This window comes from Clostridium arbusti SL206 (assembly GCF_000246895.1).
GTDB classification, from domain to species: domain Bacteria; phylum Bacillota; class Clostridia; order Clostridiales; family Clostridiaceae; genus Clostridium_I; species Clostridium_I arbusti.
Genome location: NZ_BAEV01000005.1, coordinates 1 through 19,641, shown reverse-complemented (window position 1 = coordinate 19,641; position 19,641 = coordinate 1). Strand labels below are relative to the sequence as shown.

Genomic DNA, 19,641 nt, shown 5'->3' with positions numbered 1-19,641 from the left:
TATGACTAGTACAACTGAAAAACTTTTTTATAAGGACCCATATCTTTGTGAGGGAAAATGCCAGGTAGAAGATATAATAGAGAAAGATGGTAAATATGAAGTGGTATTAAAGAGTACTCCTTTTTATCCAGAAGGAGGAGGCCAGCCTTCTGATATAGGTTATATAGATAACATAAAGGTGGAATATGTTTATGAAAAGGATGATGTAATATATCATGTTATGCCAGAAAAACCAACTAATAAAATGGTTGATTGTAAAGCAGATTTTGAAAGAAGAGTAGATCATAATCAACAGCATTCAGGAGAGCATCTTATGTCAGCAGCATTTTTTAAGCTATATCATGCTGCTAATGCAGGTTTTCATCTTGGAGAAGAATATGTAACAATGGATATTAAAATTAAAGATATGACAGAAGATATGATAAAGAGAGCCGAAATAGAAGCTAATTCCTATGTTTTTAGAAATGAACCTGTAAAAACTTATTTTTTAACTAAGGAAGAAGCTGAGAAGCTTCCATTAAGAAAGGCTATTAAAGCTGAAGGAACTATAAGAATGGTACAAATGGGAGAAAATCTAGATTATAGCGCTTGCTGCGGCACTCAGGTTCAGAGAACCGGAGAAATAGGTACTATTAAAGTAGTAAAATGGGAAAAGAATAAGGGAATGACTAGAATATATATTAAATGTGGATGGAGAGCATTTAAAGATTATGTGACTAAGAATGACTATGTTACAGAAATTGCCAGAGGATTCTCAGTGGAAGATTCTGAAATTGTAAATAAGGTAAAGAGTCAGACAGAGGAAATAGGAAACTTAAAAAAGAATATTTCAAATCTATATGGTGAAATAGCTGAGAATGAAGCACAGGAACTAATAAAAAAGGCTGATTCAAAATACATAGTTGCGGAATACAAAGAGGAGGGCTTTGACTTCTTAGACAAGCTTTATGAACATCTAAAGAATGAAGAATATATTCTAGTACTAAGTTCTTTAAAGGATAATAGGGTTTTATTTGCTCACAATGGTTCTTTTGATGTAGAATGCGGAAAATTATTTAAAGAAAAATTAAAAGAATTTAATGGTAGAGGCGGTGGAAATGCAAAGAGAGCTCAAGCTAATTTTAAGGATACAGATTCAATGAGAAACTTTACTGAATACTTGAAGGAAAATGTGTTAAAATAAGATTTATAATTTAATATTTTATATAAAAATATATAGTTTACCAATAAAAGAGAATCTAACTTTTAGTTATAATAAGATCTAAAAGTTAGATTCTCTTTTTATATAATTGTCTACTCTGATTTTATTATTTTCATCACATAACTATGAAATGCAATATTTCTAATGTAATAACTCTGTTTATGTTTAAATTCAATATTATGAAGAAGGAATTTACCATTTAGTGTAGAATAATTCATTAAAAGGTGGGAGATTAATGAATGATAATGAGAAATTGTTAAAAAATATAATGGCAAGAGAAGAATTTACAGAAGAAGCAATGGAGGAAGTTCTTTTGGTATTGCAAGTCTTAAATAAGATATTTACTGAAAAAGGTATATATGATATAGATAAATTTCATGCTCTTATGGAGGAAATGGGTAAGGATGAAAAGACAAATTTTAGATTTAGGAATAATATAAATAGGTTGAAGGAGAGTTTGAGATAATAAATTTAGGATATAAGATGTCTATAAAGGCAACAAAGTTTGATGGTGTCTAGAATTCAATGCATCAAATTCTGTTACCGTATAGAATTTTATTATCTCTGACTAGGTATACAACTCTCCCTACAATTGTCTTGCCATTAGAAGATTTGATTTCTACTTTTATCCCTCTTGGATGATCGTGTCTTGTAAGTTTACGAATGACAACTCCTTTTGCTAAATCTTCAATTTTAGAAGCAGATCTTTGCATGGATTTTTCACAAACATATACAGTGTCACCTATATTAATAGAGTTTACTAATTTGCATTCATAGGATCTATCTTTAAAATAATCTTTTTCCATAGTGCGTACTCCTTAGTTTTGTTAATATTATAAAATGATAGCTTAATATTTTTTATTATTCTAATATGAGAATAAGTATAGCAGATTATAGGATAAAATGATACTATTGTATAAAAGTAATAATTAATCTTAGTATATTGTAGGTAAATTAAATATTATAATGTTTAATTATAGACTAGCATACTGACTAGTTATTTATTTGAATGTGCCTTAATATAAATAGTGACAAGTGATATAGGAATTATTTATATTTAAACGCAAATACATTATTACATATAAAGGAGAGATAGTATGTCAGATAAAAATATTGAAATGATGAAAAAAATAATTGAAGAAAAAAAGAAAAAGAGTTCAAAGCAAGGTGCTCTTAAAAGAGCAGACAAAAGTATTGGAAAAAGTCAAGGGGCATTTAAAAATACTAAACAGGGTGGAGTATTTGATAAATAACATTTATATATCACAGCTTTTTAAAGTTTTTTTGTATAATTTTTACTGAAATAAGGCATAATAGCTATAAGGTGACATTTCCTAGTTATGTGTTGCTACTATGGAATAAATTAAGCTTTTAAGGAATGATAGGGTAAAAATAATGAATTTATTAAATTTACTAAGAAAGTACTATTCATCAATTACTACAGTTGATTATAGAAAATTAGCTAATAGATTAAGTGAATTCTGGGGTAATCCTCCAGAAAATAGATGTTGTTATCACTATAGCCTTACTAATAGTTATTGTGGAAGGAAACTGCTTAGAGGATCAGATATGTGCTTTTGGCATTCAAAAACACAAGAGAAATATAAAGCAGATATAATAAGAGAGTATTTTGGATTTGCAGATAATTTAAAAGATGTCATTGAAAAAGAAATTTCCAATAAAGGTTCTTTAGAGGGGGCATATCTAAGTGGTGCTAGTATTGAGGAAAACTTTTTTGGGGGCGGTGTAAATTTATCAAATGCCAATCTATATAAGGCTGATTTGAGTAGATCACATTTGAGTTATGGTTCTCTAAGTAGTGCAAATTTAGGTAATGCAAATTTAGAATCTAGCTATTTAAGCTATGTGGATTTAAATAATGCGGACTTTACGGGTACTAGACTTTTTAATGTTAAATTTAGCAATAATGATTTTACTACAGTTAAGGGATTATCTAAAAATAATTTTTTTGGTTGGAATAATTTTTTGCCTGTATATAGAATTTTAGAAAAGTATCCAGAACAAAGTCAACCAATATATAGAAAATTAATAAAATATTTCAGTAATGAAGGAAATATTGATGATGCAAGTTGGGCTGCTTTTAGAGAACGTATACAATATAGAAAATTACTTTATAAAGATTTTAAGGGTGGTCTTTCCATAATTTTAATTAAGTATCTTCATAGAAACTATAATTTATTACAATTTATAATTTTATGGATTTTAATAAAAATAAAAAGCTTTTTTCAGTTGATTTTTTCCTACGCATGTTCATTGGTATTTGGATATGGTGAAAAGCCATTTCGAGTAATTATAACTTCAATGATTACTATTGTAATATATGCTTTTATATATTCTTATTTTGATGTTATAAAAGAATCCGATTTTCATACTTCACTGTATTTTAGTATTGTAACATTTACTACTTTAGGATATGGAGATTTGCTTCCGAAAAAGCAATTTAGATTATTAACTGGTACAGAAGCTCTAACAGGTATTGTACTAACAGGACTTTTTTTATTTACTCTATCCAGACGAACAGTTAGTAGAAATTAAAGTATTTTGTTATAAACATATATCAAAGAGGTTAAGGACTATTCTTTAGTATACTTGACTTGTTATTTATTTTTATATACTTAAAGTAAAAAAATTATTAAATATTAATTGACAGTAAATAGCTGTACAAAAGAGAGGTAAAATAATATGACAAAAAATTTATTCAAAGAATTCCCAGAAATAAAAACAGATAAAATAATATTAAGAGAATTAAATTTTAATGATATTAGGGATATGTTTGAGATTTTCTCCAATGAAGAGGTAATGAGATATTATGATGTGTTACCACATAAAAATATTGAAGATACAGAAAGGTTGTTTTTTACATATGCTAATGATTATAAAGATCATAAATCAATAAGATGGGGAATCATTAATATAGAAAACAATAAGCTTATTGGTACCTGTGGATTTTACAATTTTGATTATAAATCAACTAGAGCAGAGATAGGTTATGAACTTAATAAAGCCTATTGGAAGCAAGGATTTATGCATAAGGCTCTTAATGAAATTATAAAGCTTGGATTTGAAAATAGTCATTTGAAGAGAATTGAAGCAATAGTACATAATGAAAATAAAAGCTCTAAAATGATACTTGAAAGATTAGCATTTAAACATGAAGGTTGCTTAAGAAAACGATTTTATTTCAATGGAGAATTTAGAGATGAAAATTATTTTGGATTGCTTAAAGATGAATGGCAATAATTTAAAGTCTAACAAAGAACTTTTATTCACTATGAATTGAAGTGCTATAATTTTGCAATTTGTTATGTTAAAATATAGATTATAAAAATAAACTATAATACCTTGTTTTTACTGTATCGTATTGGAAATTATCGTGAAAAATTGGATGTAGATATATAGAGTATAAGGTAGACAAAGGAGAAAAAATAAGATGATATTATCTGGAAAAGAAATAAGAGATAAACTGGGTAAAGATATTGTAATAGAACCATTTAATGAAGAACAACTAAATCCAAATAGTTATAATTTAAAACTACATAGTGAATTAATGGTATATGAAGATTTTACTCTAGATATGAAGAAGGAAAATAAAGCTAAGAGTATTATGATACCACCTGAAGGTATAATTTTAGAGCCAAATAAACTTTATCTTGGCAGAACTAAAGAATATACGGAAACAGATAAATTTGTTCCCATGCTTGAAGGAAGATCTTCAGTGGGTAGACTTGGTTTATTTGTACATGTAACAGCAGGCTTTGGAGATGTTGGATTTTGCGGATACTGGACTTTAGAAATTCATTGTATCCAGCCTATAAGAATATATGCGGATGTTGAGATATGTCAAATATATTACCATTCTATAGAGGGTAATTATGATAAATACTCTAAGGGAAAGTACCAGAAGAATAATGGGATTCAAACTAGCTTATTATATAAGGATTTTGAAAAATAGGAATATATCTATTTGGATATTGGAACCAGTATATACAAAATGTTCATTGAAAATTTTTTCACTCATGTATATAATATATGTAAGGTCGACGTCGACCTTACATATATCTCTTGTATGCATTATATAAATATAATTTAACTCATACAAGATAAATAGTTTTTGTTATAATTAGGAAGGAGTTTTACTATGATTAAATCAATAAATGATACTATAACTTTAAATAATGGAGTGAAAATGCCCCAACATGGTTTTGGAGTATATTTAATTACTGATGAAGAAAAAGGATATCAGTCAATTAATAAGGCTCTAGAAGTTGGATATCGTGCTTTTGATACTGCACAATTTTATGAAAACGAAGCTTTGTTAGGAAAAATATTAGATGAATCTTCTGTAAAAAGAAGTGAATTATTTATAACTACTAAAGTGGCTAATTATAATCAAGGATATGACAGTACCCTTAGTACTGTGGAACAATCTTTAAAGGATTTACGTGTGGATCAATTAGATCTTTTACTAGTTCATTGGCCAAGTAAAAGACGTTTTTTTGAAACGTGGAAGGCAATGGAGAAATTATATAGTGAAAAATTAGTTAGAGCTATTGGTGTTTCAAATTATGAAATTCATCATTTAGAGGAACTTGCTGAAAATTCTAATATTAAACCGGTTATTAATCAGGTTGAATGCCACCCATATTTAACTCAGGCAAAAATTAAAGATTATGTAGATAAAAATGATATTGCATTTGAGGCTTGGAGTCCTCTAGGAAGAGGTGCTGTACTTAAAGATCCTATTATTAGAATAATCGCAGAGCATCATAATAAGTCAATTGCTCAGATAATTATTCGTTGGCACCTACAAAAAGGAAATGTTGTAATACCAAAGTCTAATACACCTTCTCGTATTGAAGAAAATGCTAGCGTATATGACTTCGAATTAACTGAAGAAGAAGTTAAAATTATAGATGCTCTAAATAAGGATCAGCGAACTGGTGATAATCCTGACGACTTATGGTTTCAAATGTAATGTAATAATAAAATATAATAAGTATATTAATTATAAAAAACACTTCTATTAATAAGGAGTGTTTTTTATAATTTTATATAATATAACTGAGTATAAAAAATATATAAATTATGGAACAAGTTAGATATTAATTGTATAAAGTATTATGTACACAATATAAATGGAGGATTTAAAATGTATTACAATAGCAGAAGATGTTATTATAGTGAACCTGTAAATTATTACCCAAGAATGTATGAAGAGTACTATCCATACAGAAATGAACCTATTATTAAAGAACCTAATGTTGGTAATGATAGTGGTAGTGGAGATTCAGGTATGGGTCTAAGTGCAAGAAATAGATTCCGAGGTGTAGTTACAGACATAAAAATGGGAAGCGTAGTAGGTGAAGTTTTAGTAGATTTAGGATGTAATCATTTAGCGTCCGCAGTAATTACAACTACATCAATAAGAAATCTCAGACTTAGAGTTGGATCAAGAGTTAATGTTGTGATAAAAGCAACTTCCGTAATGATTAGAAAAACAGGAGATAGCGACAGTGATTTTAGTGCAAGAAATCAGTTTCCTGGTACAGTTACTGAGGTAAATGCAGGTGATGTAGTAGGTGAAGTGATTGTGGATATCGGATGTGGTCATATCGTATCCGCAGTAATTACAACTACATCAATAAATAATCTTGGAATTAAAATAGGATCAAAAGTTAGTGCTGTTATTAAGGCAACAGAAGTAATGATAATGGCAGGAAATTAATCAGAGTATATATTAAATCCTAAAAATTAAACTAAGTATTGAAAGGTAGTGTCTCACAATACATTTTTGCAGATTGTGGGACACCACCTTTTAAAATTTCTACCATTAAAAATGATTTAATAAAGTTAATTGTATTATTATAAAAATATAAAATTTTATGAAATATGTTATTATATATAGGAAAGTTAATTTATAAATGAAAACTAAAATTTTTATATACAATTTTTAAGATATTTAAATTTAATAATATCTATAATATTTTTAAGATAGAAAAGGAGAACAATATGTTAAAAGATAAAATATTAAATAAAGATACAGGAATAATAACTTATTCTATAACACCACCCAAAAAAAGATAATTCACCAGAAAAAGTTGCTGAGATTTCACAAAAACATCTGGAAAGAATAAAAAAGATAGATATTGACGGTCTGATTATATATGACATACAAGATGAAGCAGATAGATCAAAGGAGGAAAGACCATTTCCATTTCTGGAAACAATAGATCCTTCTACATATAGCAAAGAGTATCTAAAAGAATTGGATGTAGAAAAAATTATTTATCGCTGCGTTGGAAAATATAATGCTGAGGAACTAAGAGAGTCCATATCATCTGATATACAAAAAGATAAATTTTCTGTGTTTGTGGGCGCAGCTTCAAGGAATCAAGAGGTCAAACTAAAATTATCAGAAGCCTATAAATTAAAAGACCAATTAGATGAGAATTTAACTTTAGGAGGCATTATAATACCAGAGAGGCATACGAAAGACAATGATGAACATATGAGAATTGTTAGTAAAACAAAACGAGGATGTAAATTTTTTGTTTCCCAGGTAATCTATAATGTAGAAGCATCAAAAAATCTGTTATCAGATTATTTTTATTATTGTAAGGGTAATAATATTGACATGGTGCCTATATTATTTACACTTACACCTTGTGGGTCTATAAAAACTTTAGAGTTTATGAAGTGGTTAGGTATAAATATACCAAAGTGGCTAGAAAATGATTTAGTAAATTCAAATGACATATTAGATAAATCAATAGACTTATCTAAAAGTATATTTGAAGAATTATTAGATTTTGCATTAGATAAAGGCATACCTATTGGATGTAATATTGAAAGTCTATCAATTAGAAAAATAGAAATAGAGGCTTCAATACATCTAGTAAAAGATATAAAAGATATTATGGAAAAAAGATTGAGTGAAGATATGAAAGAGAAGAATATGAACAAATATTAATAATTAAATTTTCAAAATAATTTGAAATAACCTAATAAATTTGTTATATTGATATTATAAACTTTATAAAATAGTATAGAAAAACTTATTATGTATATAAGTTTTTCTATCTATAATTGTTAATTTGTAATATTTTAGTTGTAAAAATTCTAAAATATAAGTTTACAATTATAAAAATCAGTTCACCATTCAATTCTGTATATATAAGAATTAAAATAGTATGAATATTTTTTTTAACTTTAAAATAGATAGAAAATTCACAAAACTTAACGGGGTTTTATATCTTTCAATTCACACATTTCAAATTAATATCATAAACTATCAATACATGTTAATTTATTGAAGGTTAAAAAACAAATGGTAAATTTGGGCGTTTTGAGGGTGATTAATTTAAAGAAATTTATAACGTATTCATAATGAAAGGGGATCTTAATTAAAAGGAGGATGATTTATGAAACATAATTATGACTTGGAAAACAGAAAATGGCATGGTATGGTTTCTGATGAGGTAATAGACTATTTAGAAACTAATATTTCAGAAGGAATAACGGAAAAAGAGGCTAAAAGTAGACTTGAGAAATTAGGTAAAAATTCACTCCCAGAGGGAAAAAAAGAAAGCTCTTTTAAAAAGTTTTTGATGCAATTTAACGATGTGCTTATTTTTGTACTTTTAGGGTCTGCCGTTATTACAGCAGCCTTAGGACATTTTATTGATACAATAGTAATAATTGCAGTTGTTTTTATAAATGCACTCATAGGTTTTTTTCAAGAAAATAAGGCAGAAAAAGCTCTTCAAGGAATAAAAAATATGCTATCTCTTAAGGCTCATGTCATGAGAAATGGTAGAAGGTTAGAAATAGATTCATCAGATTTAGTTATTGGTGATATTGTTATTTTAAATCCTGGTGACAAGATACCAGCAGATATGAGACTTATTAAAACCAGTAATTTAAAAGTACAAGAGTCTGCATTGACAGGTGAATCCACTTCAGTAGAAAAAAATGTTGATGCAATTGATGAAAATTCAGTACTTGGTGATAGAACTAATATGGTGTTTTCTGGTACTTCAGTTAGTACGGGAACGGGTATTGGCGTAATAATAGCAACGGGAAAAGATACGGAAATTGGTAAAATCAATAAAATGATGGCTGATGTAAAGAAAATAACTACACCTCTTATTAAACAAACTTCAAAATTTGGTGAAACTGTATCAATTTCTATTGTAATTATAGCCATATTAATATTTATTTTTGGTTTGTTTTTTAGAGATTATGGAACAAAAGAACTTTTACTTTCAGTTATAGGTCTTGCAGTTGCAGCTATACCAGAAGGATTACCGGCAATTCTGTCAATTATTTTAGCAATTGGTGTAGAAAATATGGCAAAGAGAAAAGCTATAATACGTAATTTACCTTCAGTTGAAACTTTGGGCTCCGTTTCAGTAATATGTTCCGACAAAACTGGAACTTTAACAAAAAATGAAATGACAGTAAAGGCAGTAGTTACCAGTGATAGCTATTATGATGTTGAAGGAGATGGTTACTCACCAGATGGACAAATAATTGAAAACGGTAAAGAAGTAAATATTGAAGATATAAACATATTGAAAAATGCTCTTATATGTTTTAAAACCTGTAATGATGCACACTTAGGAAAAGATAATAATGGTGAATGGGTTATGAAGGGAGATCCTACAGAAGGAGCTTTACTTACATTAGCTGAAAAATCAAATATAAAATTAGATAATCTCAATAGAGAGGCTACTATACCTTTTGATTCTGAATACAAGTATATGGCAACATTAGTTAAATATAATGAAGAAAATATAGTTTATATAAAGGGAGCTCCCGATAGATTATTTGACATAGCTGAAAAAGAAGCTAGTAAAGATGGAGAAAGAAATTTTAATAGGTCATACTGGGAAAAGAAAATGAAGGACTTTGCAAGTACGGGAAAGAGAGTTATTGGTGCAGCTTATAAAAAGGTATCCAATGGCTTAGATTCTATAGATCATGATGACTTAAATGGTGAAATAATATTCTTAGGTCTAGCCGGAATAATTGATCCACCTAGAGAAGAAGCTATAGAAGCTATTAGAGAATGTACTGAGGCTGGTATAACTGTAAAGATGATTACTGGAGATCATATTGATACAGCTAAGGCTATCGGTAGGCAAATGGGTATTGAAAATTCCCATAAAGCTTTAGAAGGAAAAGAAATTGAAGATATGACAGATGATGAACTTAAAGAGGCTTCTGTTAAATATAATATATTTGCAAGAACAAGTCCTAATCATAAATTAAGACTTGTAGAGGCTCTTCAAAGAAAAGGTTTAATTTGTGCAATGACAGGTGATGGTGTTAATGATGCACCAGCACTAAAAAGGGCAGATGTAGGAATAGCCATGGGTATAAAAGGAACTGAAGTTACAAAAGATGCTTCAGAAATGGTACTTGTGGATGACAATTTTAAAACTATTGTCAATGCTGTAGAAGAAGGAAGAAGGGTATATGACAATCTTAAAAAGACAATTCTTTTTATACTTCCTACAAATGGAGCAGAAGGATTTCTCATAATGGCAAGTATCTTGTTTGGAACAATTATACCACTTACGCCGGTACAGATACTTTGGGTAAACATGGTTACTTCTATAACAGTATCTATGGCATTAGCTTTTGAAAAAATGGAAAAGGGAGCTATGAAAAGGCCACCAAGGAATTCTAAGGCACCTCTCCTTGGCGGGTATTTTATATGGAGAATTGTATTTGTATCCATACTTATTGGTGGAGGAACTTTATTTATGAATGTTAATCTTATAAATAGGGGCTATGATTTAAATGAGGTTAGAACTATAACACTGCATACAATTGTTATTACTCAGATGTTTCATTTATACAATAGTAGAACTATAAGAAGATTTGCCTTCAATAGAGACTTCTTTTCCAATAAAATTGTATTTATAGTATCAGCGCTGCTTATAATTTTACAACTTTCGATAACATATATACCTTTTATGAATGAAGTTTTTGGTACAGAGTATATGAAACCTTCTCATTGGGTTTTTCCTATATTAATGGGAATAGGAGTATTTATTATTATTGAAATAGAAAAGTTTATTATGAGAAGAATTGATAAAATAAAAGAGAATAAATAATAGAGAGGTTACTAAGAAAATAAAAATCTTAGTAACCTCAATTATTTTTATTTTATTGCTAGTTATTAATTGATAGGTATTATTTCCTTTTTAGTTAATGTTATAATTTCTAATATGGATTGCTATAGAACATAATTGTTTAGACTCTAGTGAAATAATATGTCCAAACGTAAAAATATTAGATGTTGCAATTAAAGAAAGTAAATTATTTAAAGAGAGAAGAGGATTAAAAGTGAAAAGTTATGAATTTGATGCTGTAATAAAAAAGCATGGTACAATAGATGCTGCCTATATTGAATTTCCTTATGATGTAGAAAAGGAATTTGGTACAAAAGGGCAAGTGAAAGTTAATTGAAGGGGAAAAACATCCTTAATAATATAAGTTTAGTCTGTAAATTAACTATTGATAACTATAATTTATGATGTTATGGCATAAATTGACTGTAATAAGAAAACTTTTACTATTTTAGAGTCTGGTATAAATTGGGAAGCTTGTTTACAAAAATAAAATTATAAAGTGGGGATTTTATGAGTAGATATTTTATTAAAGTTTATGGAAGAGTTCAAGGCGTGGGTTTTAGATTTCATACTCAGTACTTATCAGATCACTTTAATCTAACTGGATGGGTAAAAAATTGTGAGGATGGAACTGTTGAAATTGAAGTACAAGGCGGAGAAGATAATATATATGCATTCAAAATAAAAATTCAAGAGGGGAATAGATTTATAAAGGTAAAGGAAATATATTCAGAAAAAATAGAGAATGTTAATGGAGAAAAATCATTTAAAGTTATTTATTAGATTCTAGGAGGTTATAGGCTAATGTTTACAATAATAGCAGCAGTAGCAAAAAATAATGCTATAGGTAAGGATAACAAATTGTTATGGCATTTACCAGAGGATTTAAAAAGATTTAAGAAAATTACTACGGGACATACAATAATTATGGGCAGAAAAACTTTTGAGTCTTTACCTAAAGTTTTACCTGACAGACATCATATCGTAATTACAAGAAATAAATCATTTAAGGTAGAAGATAATCGCGTAACTGTAGTTAACTCAATAGAAGACCTTTTAGATTTATTAAAGAAAAATGAAGAGTATTTTGTTATAGGTGGTGCAGAGGTATATAAGCAGCTTTTACCCTATGTAGAAAAGATTTACTTAACATCTATAGATAAGGAATTCAATGCAGATGCTTTTTTCCCGGATATAGATTATAAAGCTTGGAGTGTTGTAGAAAAAACAGAGTACCAAAAAAATGGCAAGAATTTATTACCATATAGGTTTATTACACTTAAGAGGATTAAGTAAGAAGGACATTAAATATATGTAATATTGACATTTATAAAAAGCTGTGATATATTTTCACTAACATGTTTGATGTTTTAAACAATGCTAACTGGAAAACCAGAGGCTTTGTGCGGAATGCTATATTCTGCCCAAAGCCTTATTTTTATGCTTAAAAATTTAAATGTAGTGAAATTATATTTTTAAATACAGAAAGAGAGGAAGAAATATGAGTGTTAATTTAAAAGATACTGCTGTGCCACTCCGAGAAAAAAGGTTGGGTTCTGTTTCAGGGTATAGTGGAGATGCTGAGGATCTATATAAAAAATCTCATGATGGCAGTTTAAGAGATGAAGATAGATCATTTTCACAGTGTACTTCTTGCAGTGCAAATCAAGTGAAAAATCAGCTTGTATATATACAAGATGCTGCTGTGGTAGAGCATGGCCCAGCAGGGTGTAGTGGAGATATACCAAATAGAAATATGGTTGGAAGATCAGGAAGAAAGAAGAGGAAGCTTCCAATTCGAAATTTACACTATATAAATACAAATTTAACTGAAAAAGATACTATATATGGAGGCGCTAAAAAATTAGAAATTTCAATAAAAGAGGCTAAAAGACGGTTTAATCCCAAAGCAATTTTTGTAACTACCACCTGTGCATCGGGAATAATTGGAGATGATGTGGAATCTATATGCAATAAAATGGAAAAAGAAATAGGCATACCTGTTATTACTATAATTTGTGAAGGATTTAGATCTAAAATATGGGCATTGGGTTTTGATGCAGCCTATCATGGTATACTTAGGAAAATAGTAAAACCAGCTGTAAAGAAAAAAGATGACTTAGTTAACATAATCAATTTTCAGGGAAAAGATATTTTTACAGGACTTTTCGAAAGGCTAGGACTAAAGGTTAATTATCTTGTTCCATATACTACTATTGAAGAACTATCACATATTTCTGAAGCAGCAGCTACTGTCCAAATATGTGCTACCCTTGGTACTTATTTTGCAGCAGGACTGGAGGAGCATTTTGGAGTACCAGAAGTAAAGTCACCACCACCTTATGGAATTGCTGGTACGGATGCTTGGTTTAGAGAACTAGGGAAAGTAGTTCATAAGGAAAAAGAAGTTGAAAAGTTAATAGCAGAGGAAAAGAAGAGCATAGCTTCAAAATTAGAAGAGTTAAGAAAAAAATTAAAAGGTAAGAAGGTATATATAGGTGCTGGAGCCGCTCATGGCCATGGTATGATGGCTATTGTTAATGAACTTGGCATGGAACTTGTAGGAGGATGCACATGGCATCATGATGCTAAATTTGATAATGGCGACGATAAAGCTGATAGTCTTAAACATGTTGTAGAGAATTATGGTAATTTTAAATTATCAATTTGTAATAAGCAATCCTTTGAATTAGTTAATACATTATATAATTTGAAACCAGATTTATTTATTACTAGACATGCTAGTACAATATGGGCAAGTAAATTAGGAATTCCATCTTTAGAAATGGGGGATGAACATTTTGCAATAGGTTATCAGGGATTATTAAATTATGGAGAGGTTATTTTGGATACTATAAGTAATCCTATGCTTGTAAAAAACATTGCTAAACATAGTAAACTTCCTTATACTGATTGGTGGCTAAAACAAAATGCTTTTAAATTTTTAGGAGGTGAGGGCTAATGAATGAAATACTTCAAGAACCTAGACATTTTTGTGCATTAGGTGCTCAGCAGACAGTTATCGCTATTGAAAGAGCTATTCCAATTGTTCATGCTGGTCCAGGATGTAGTGCAAAACTCACTACTGCCATGGCTTCCTCTGGAGGACATCAAGGTTCAGGATATTCAGGAGGAGATGCTATTCCTTGCAGTAATTTAGTTGAAAAAGATGTAGTGTTTGGTGGAGAAAAAAAGTTAAAAAAGCTTATTGAAGGAACCTTAAAAGTAATGGATGGAGACTTATTTGTCGTACTTACAGGTTGCATTTCAGATATAGTGGGAGACGATGTTGGAAGTGTAGTGAAGGAATTTACTGAAAGAGGATTGCCTATAGTACATGTAGAAACTGGTGGATTTAAAGGCGATGCTTATAAAGGGCATGAATTGGTTTTAGAGGCCATAATAAAACAGTATTTAAAACCTTCACAAGAGAAAATTAAAGGCCTTGTAAATGTATTTGCATCAGTGCCTACCCATGATCCTTTTTGGGAAGGTGATTTAAATGAAATTAAAGAATTATTGAAAAGCATTGGACTTGAGGCAAACATATTATTTGGTCATAATAGTGGCGGAATAGAGGCAATAAATAAAATTCCAAAAGCAGAATTTAATCTTGTAGTTTCACCATGGATAGGTGTGAAGGCAGCGAAACTTTTGGAGAAAAAGTTTGGAACAAAATATTTACATTATCCAGTATTACCCATAGGTGGAGAGGAAACTAGTAAATTTTTAAGAACAGTAGCAGAGTTCGCTGAGGTTGATAAAGAATTAGTGGATAAAGTTATTAAGGAAAAGGAAGAAGAGTTTTATTATTATCTAGTTCGCTCTGGTGAATTTCTTGTGGCATCAAGATATGATTTACCAAAGAAATTTTTTGTGATAGATGATTCTTCCTACGCACTTGGGATAAGCAAGTTCTTAGTAAATGATCTGGGACTTTTGCCAGGACACCAGTTCATTACCGAAGATGTACCTGAGCAATTTAAAGATAAGATTACAGAATATTTTAAGGATTTTAATATGGGAATAATTTCTGATATTACTTTTTCACAAGATGGAGGAGTTATAAATGAAAAATTGAGCAAATATGAAATCAATACATATCCCTTAATATTAGGAAGTTCATGGGATGTGGATATAGCAAATGAGATAAATGGTTTGCATTTGAGTGTAGGGCTTCCCATAACGGATAGGCTTATATTAAACCATACTTATGTAGGATATAGAGGCGGATTAAATTTAATTGAGGATATCTACACTAAGCTTTTATCTTTACAAATTTAAATTAGCAACAGAATTTTTTTATCAAATAGAGATAGAGTAAGAAAGCGCTCTATCTCTATTTTAGATGTTTTAATTTAAATATAACTCATATAAAGCTTGTGTTCCAAGATCTTCTTTACCCTGTTCTATAAGCTTGTCGTAAAGTTTTTTTGAAAGGCTTAAAGCGGGAGTATCTAACCCCATTTCAGCTGCTTCCTCTAAAGCTATTTTCATATCCTTTACAAAATGTTTAATATAAAAACCCGGAGCAAAGTCACCTTTAAGTATTCTTGAAGCATATGCACTTAGCTGCCAACTAGCAGCTCCACCAGCTCCAATGGATTTCAAAACAGTTTCTGCGTCAAGACCAGATTTTTTTGCATAAGATAGTGCTTCGCATACACCCATTATAGTGGAAGCTATAGCTATTTGATTACACATTTTGGTGTGCTGTCCAGCACCAGCATTACCTTGTAGTACTATGTTTTTCCCCATTAATCCAAATATTGGTTTTAAATTTTCAAAAGCTTCTTTATCTCCTCCTACCATTATTGATAAAGTACCTTCAGCTGCACCTACATCCCCTCCGGATACAGGAGCATCTAGTGCAAATATATTTTTGATTTTTGCAGCTTCATATATTTTTTTAGCAAGAGATGGTTTTGAAGTGGTCATATCTATAACATAACCGCCTTGCTTTATATTATTAACAATTCCATCTTTACCTAGGTATACTTCTTCTACATCTTTAGGATAACCTACTATAGATATAACGATATCTGAGTCTTTAGCCAAATCAGCTACAGAATCTTTCCAAGTTGCACCTTTGTTAAGTAAAGCGGATGCTTTTTCTTTAGTTCTATTATATACTGAAAGTTTGTAGCCTCCTTCTAATATATGAGAAGCCATAGCTGCACCCATTACGCCAGTTCCAACAAAACCTATTTTTGCGTCGGATTTTAACATTTTAAAACTCTCCCTTCCAAATTATAATACTAATTCAATTATAGGCATGATTTATATTTTATTCAATATTACATGAAAATTATGTTTAAATTATAACACTTAGGTTGTTGCACATTTGATGTATACAGCATAATTATATATAATGAAATTATAAAAACTTTATATATGATATAATTATCAACATGAATATATGAAATTATTTTCAACTAAGGCATATGAAAATAAATAACAAGTCAAATAGACTAGCATACTGACTAGTTATTTATTGAATGTGCCTAATATATAATTAATAATAATATTTTTCAGAATATTACAGATAATAATAGATGAATAATTATAATATCATGACAAGGGACTTATAAGTCTTTGTACAGTGGATATATTAGGGAGTGTTTTAAGTGGAAATTAAAAAAGGTAAAGTTGAAGATATACCAAAAATAATGAGTGTGATTAAACTAGCTGTTTCTGATATGGAAGATCAGGGAGTATACCAATGGGATGATATTTACCCAAATGAAGAAATTATAACTGAAGATATTAATGAGGAAAATCTATATATATATGTAGATGAAAATATCATTAAAGGATTTTTTGTATTAAATGAATACCAGGATAAAGAATATGCTGAATTAGATTGGCAATATAAAGCTGGCAAGCATTTGGTCATACATAGACTATGCGTAAGTCCAAAATATAAGGGAAAAGGTATTGCAACTAGTCTTATAGAGTATGCAGATGAATACGGAAGAAGAAATAAGTATTCAGCAATACGACTAGATACATTTATTGATAATAAGCGTGCTTGTAGCCTATATGATAAAGAAGGATATAGTGTAGTAGGTACAGTAGTATTCAAAAAAGGTGTTTTTTATTGCTTTGAGAAAAAATTGTAATATTAACAGAAGGAGGATACTTCTATGAAATATGAAGGAATTGTATACAGGCCACCTAGTGAAGCACATAGCCTAATAGTTCAGGTTACTATAGGATGTGCACATAATAAATGCACTTTTTGTAGTATGTATAAAGATAAAAAGTTTAGAATAAGAACTCTAGAAGAAATAGATAAAGATCTATATGATGCTAGGGAAAATTATAATTATGTAGAACGTATATTTTTAGCTGACGGGGATTCATTGGTACTCTCAATGGAAAATTTAAAGTACATATTACTTAAAATAAAAGAATTATTTCCAGAGTGTAAAAGGGTTGCTGCTTATGCAGCACCAAAGGATATTTTGAGAAAATCTTCTGAAGAACTTAGACAATTGAAATCTCTTGGTATTGGGATATTATATATGGGGATTGAAAGCGGAAATGACATAATATTAAAAGAAATACAAAAGGGTGTAACTTCTTTTGAAATAATAAAAGCGGGACAAAAAGTTAAAAATAGTGGAATAAAGCTTTCAGTCACCTTTATTTCTGGTATAGGAGGAAAATATAGATGGAAAGAAAATGCTAGAGATTCTGCAAAAGCTATTAATGATATAAATCCAGATTACATTGGACTTTTAACGCTTATGGTTGAGCCTAACACAGATATATATGATAGTATTAATTCTGGAAAGTTTAAACTTTTAAATCCAGAGGAAGTAATGATGGAAACTAGAGAACTTATTAGAAATATTCATGTACAAAACTGTATTTTTAGAAGTAATCATGCATCTAATTATGTAGCTTTAGGAGGAACATTACCACAGGATAAGGAGAAGTTAATTACTTTAATTGATGATGCATTAAGTGGAAAGTATGGGTATAAGGCTGAGGGGCTTAGAAGACTTTAAAGATAATATTAAAATTCTATTTTAGGGGGATTAAATTTGAAGACTTTAATAATTTATACATCGGTACATCATGGTAATACTGAAAAAATTGCAAGTGTAATAGCAGAAACTATGAATGCTGATAAAATTAAGCCATCAGAAGTAAATGAAAATATATTAGATGATTATGATTTAATAGGCTTTGCTTCAGGTATATACTATAGTAAATTACATAAAAGCATAATAGAGCTAGTGGATAATTTGCCAAAGGTATATAATAAAAAAGCATTTGTTTTTTCAACAAGTGGACAGGGAAAGATTAAATTAAATAAGTCTATTGAAGAAAAGTTAGAAGATAAGGGTTTTAATGTAGTAGGTAGCTTTAATTGTAAGGGTTATGATACTTTTGGGCCATTTAAATTAGTTGGTGGACTAGCTAAAGGTAGACCAAATGCTGGAGATTTTGCAAATGCAAAAAGTTTTGCTGAAGATTTATTAAACCATAAATAAGTATTATTTTTTAATTTTTAAGTACATGTTATACGAAAATATTTAGGATATATAAATTATATGTGATTTATGTATAAGTTCAGCTATGTCAGGGGGACTTGTACCTTGTATTATATTGTTTGTGGAGGTGACGTGAAATGGGGAAAATTAAAGTTTGTAAGCATACTTTAGATTATGATAAATTAGTTAAAGAATTGAAGAACAATGAGATAAGTTTTGAAATAAAGGATTGTATTCATAAATGTTCGAAATGTCGTGAGAAAGTTTTGGTAAAAAAAGACCACGATTATGTATCAGCAAAAACTGTTGAAAAGTTAGTATTAAAATTAAGAGATGAAAAGTAATTAAAAGTAATTAAAAGAGGGTTTAGAAAACAGCAAAGTTTAAGATTTTGCTGTTTTACTATTTTATCATATAAATAATATTTCTAATATTATCAAACTATAATGCATATATATGACATAATACAAGGTTAACAAATAATGAGTTTTAGGTTTTTAATATATAAGGCATGTGAAAATAAATAACAAGTCAAAATAGACTAGTATACTAACTAGTTATTTATTTGAAGATGCCTAAGTTGCAATTAAAATTATATATTAATAGTAGTTAGTAGATGAGTTTTAAACAAATTAGCAGTTTTATAATGAATATAATTTATTGAAACATATATATTAATAAATTTATATTTTAAATTATATAAAATGATAGGAGGAAATATGTTATTATGTGCACATGATTTTATAAAAATATTAATCGCCATACTACGTGT

Annotated in this window: 21 protein-coding genes; 19 read left to right on the top strand and 2 right to left on the bottom strand. The window is 29.2% G+C overall.

The window, feature by feature from the left end:
- The first annotated feature begins 1 nt into the window (after position 1).
- Together RH99_RS01900 and RH99_RS01895 are read left to right on the top strand one after the other, a co-directional pair.
- Complete coding sequence (locus tag RH99_RS01900) at positions 2–1,183, top strand: alanyl-tRNA editing protein (protein ID WP_010233500.1); 1,182 nt, start codon at positions 2–4, stop codon at positions 1,181–1,183.
- Between the two features lie 253 nt (positions 1,184–1,436).
- Positions 1,437–1,667: a hypothetical protein gene (locus RH99_RS01895; protein ID WP_010233499.1), complete on the top strand. Its 231-nt coding sequence runs from the start codon at positions 1,437–1,439 to the stop codon at positions 1,665–1,667.
- Positions 1,668–1,731: 64 nt separating this feature from the next.
- Here the strand turns inward: RH99_RS01895 and RH99_RS01890 are convergent, their stop codons facing one another.
- Positions 1,732–2,007, bottom strand: coding sequence for a DUF2196 domain-containing protein (locus RH99_RS01890; RefSeq protein ID WP_010233498.1), 276 nt, complete (start codon positions 2,005–2,007; stop codon positions 1,732–1,734).
- 291 nt (positions 2,008–2,298) lie between these two features.
- Here RH99_RS01890 and RH99_RS19340 point away from each other — a divergent pair, with 291 nt between their 5' ends.
- The 13 genes from RH99_RS19340 to RH99_RS01830 all read left to right on the top strand — a co-directional run bounded on the left by RH99_RS19340 (position 2,299) and on the right by RH99_RS01830 (position 15,648).
- Complete coding sequence (locus RH99_RS19340) at positions 2,299–2,454, top strand: hypothetical protein (RefSeq protein WP_010233497.1); 156 nt, start codon at positions 2,299–2,301, stop codon at positions 2,452–2,454.
- A 142-nt stretch (positions 2,455–2,596) separates the two neighbouring features.
- Positions 2,597–3,757 (top strand): pentapeptide repeat-containing protein, encoded by a 1,161-nt coding sequence (locus RH99_RS01885; protein WP_010233496.1) that lies wholly within the window; start codon positions 2,597–2,599, stop codon positions 3,755–3,757.
- A gap of 147 nt (positions 3,758–3,904) precedes the next feature.
- Complete coding sequence (locus RH99_RS01880; RefSeq protein WP_010233495.1) at positions 3,905–4,462, top strand: GNAT family N-acetyltransferase; 558 nt, start codon at positions 3,905–3,907, stop codon at positions 4,460–4,462.
- Between the two features lie 190 nt (positions 4,463–4,652).
- A complete protein-coding gene (gene dcd / locus RH99_RS01875; RefSeq protein WP_010233494.1) occupies positions 4,653–5,174 on the top strand; it encodes a dCTP deaminase in 522 nt (173 codons plus the stop codon).
- Between the two features lie 186 nt (positions 5,175–5,360).
- Complete coding sequence (locus RH99_RS01870) at positions 5,361–6,197, top strand: aldo/keto reductase (RefSeq protein WP_010233493.1); 837 nt, start codon at positions 5,361–5,363, stop codon at positions 6,195–6,197.
- A 174-nt stretch (positions 6,198–6,371) separates the two neighbouring features.
- Positions 6,372–6,947 (top strand): TOBE domain-containing protein, encoded by a 576-nt coding sequence (locus RH99_RS01865; protein WP_010233492.1) that lies wholly within the window; start codon positions 6,372–6,374, stop codon positions 6,945–6,947.
- A 540-nt stretch (positions 6,948–7,487) separates the two neighbouring features.
- Positions 7,488–8,192: a methylenetetrahydrofolate reductase gene (locus tag RH99_RS01860; protein WP_010233491.1), complete on the top strand. Its 705-nt coding sequence runs from the start codon at positions 7,488–7,490 to the stop codon at positions 8,190–8,192.
- Positions 8,193–8,643: 451 nt separating this feature from the next.
- Positions 8,644–11,346: a cation-transporting P-type ATPase gene (locus RH99_RS01855; protein WP_010233490.1), complete on the top strand. Its 2,703-nt coding sequence runs from the start codon at positions 8,644–8,646 to the stop codon at positions 11,344–11,346.
- Between the two features lie 232 nt (positions 11,347–11,578).
- Positions 11,579–11,701 (top strand): DUF1905 domain-containing protein, encoded by a 123-nt coding sequence (locus RH99_RS18425; RefSeq protein ID WP_010233489.1) that lies wholly within the window; start codon positions 11,579–11,581, stop codon positions 11,699–11,701.
- A 173-nt stretch (positions 11,702–11,874) separates the two neighbouring features.
- Complete coding sequence (locus tag RH99_RS01845) at positions 11,875–12,147, top strand: acylphosphatase (RefSeq protein WP_010233488.1); 273 nt, start codon at positions 11,875–11,877, stop codon at positions 12,145–12,147.
- A 21-nt stretch (positions 12,148–12,168) separates the two neighbouring features.
- Positions 12,169–12,660, top strand: a complete 492-nt coding sequence (locus RH99_RS01840; RefSeq protein ID WP_010233487.1) for a dihydrofolate reductase — start codon at positions 12,169–12,171, stop codon at positions 12,658–12,660.
- A gap of 205 nt (positions 12,661–12,865) precedes the next feature.
- Positions 12,866–14,326, top strand: a complete 1,461-nt coding sequence (locus RH99_RS01835; protein WP_010233486.1) for a nitrogenase component 1 — start codon at positions 12,866–12,868, stop codon at positions 14,324–14,326.
- The gene (locus RH99_RS01830) at positions 14,326–15,648 is read left to right on the top strand and encodes a nitrogenase component 1 (RefSeq protein ID WP_010233485.1); all 1,323 of its coding nucleotides are present in this window, start codon (positions 14,326–14,328) and stop codon (positions 15,646–15,648) included. The genes RH99_RS01835 and RH99_RS01830 overlap by 1 nt, the downstream gene beginning before the upstream one ends.
- Positions 15,649–15,717: 69 nt before the next feature.
- Here RH99_RS01830 and RH99_RS01825 read toward each other — a convergent pair whose 3' ends face one another.
- Entirely contained in the window at positions 15,718–16,593 is an 876-nt protein-coding gene (locus RH99_RS01825; protein WP_010233484.1) for an NAD(P)-dependent oxidoreductase, read from the bottom strand.
- A gap of 398 nt (positions 16,594–16,991) precedes the next feature.
- Between RH99_RS01825 and RH99_RS01820 the strand changes: the two genes are divergently transcribed.
- The 4 genes from RH99_RS01820 (at position 16,992) to RH99_RS01805 (ending at position 19,213) form a co-directional block, all read left to right on the top strand.
- A complete protein-coding gene (locus RH99_RS01820) occupies positions 16,992–17,486 on the top strand; it encodes a GNAT family N-acetyltransferase (RefSeq protein WP_010233483.1) in 495 nt (164 codons plus the stop codon).
- Between the two features lie 24 nt (positions 17,487–17,510).
- Complete coding sequence (locus tag RH99_RS01815; protein ID WP_010233482.1) at positions 17,511–18,380, top strand: radical SAM protein; 870 nt, start codon at positions 17,511–17,513, stop codon at positions 18,378–18,380.
- Positions 18,381–18,416: 36 nt separating this feature from the next.
- Positions 18,417–18,869, top strand: coding sequence for a flavodoxin family protein (locus RH99_RS01810; RefSeq protein WP_010233481.1), 453 nt, complete (start codon positions 18,417–18,419; stop codon positions 18,867–18,869).
- Positions 18,870–19,006: 137 nt separating this feature from the next.
- Positions 19,007–19,213 (top strand): hypothetical protein, encoded by a 207-nt coding sequence (locus tag RH99_RS01805; RefSeq protein ID WP_010233480.1) that lies wholly within the window; start codon positions 19,007–19,009, stop codon positions 19,211–19,213.
- Positions 19,214–19,641 lie beyond the last annotated feature (428 nt).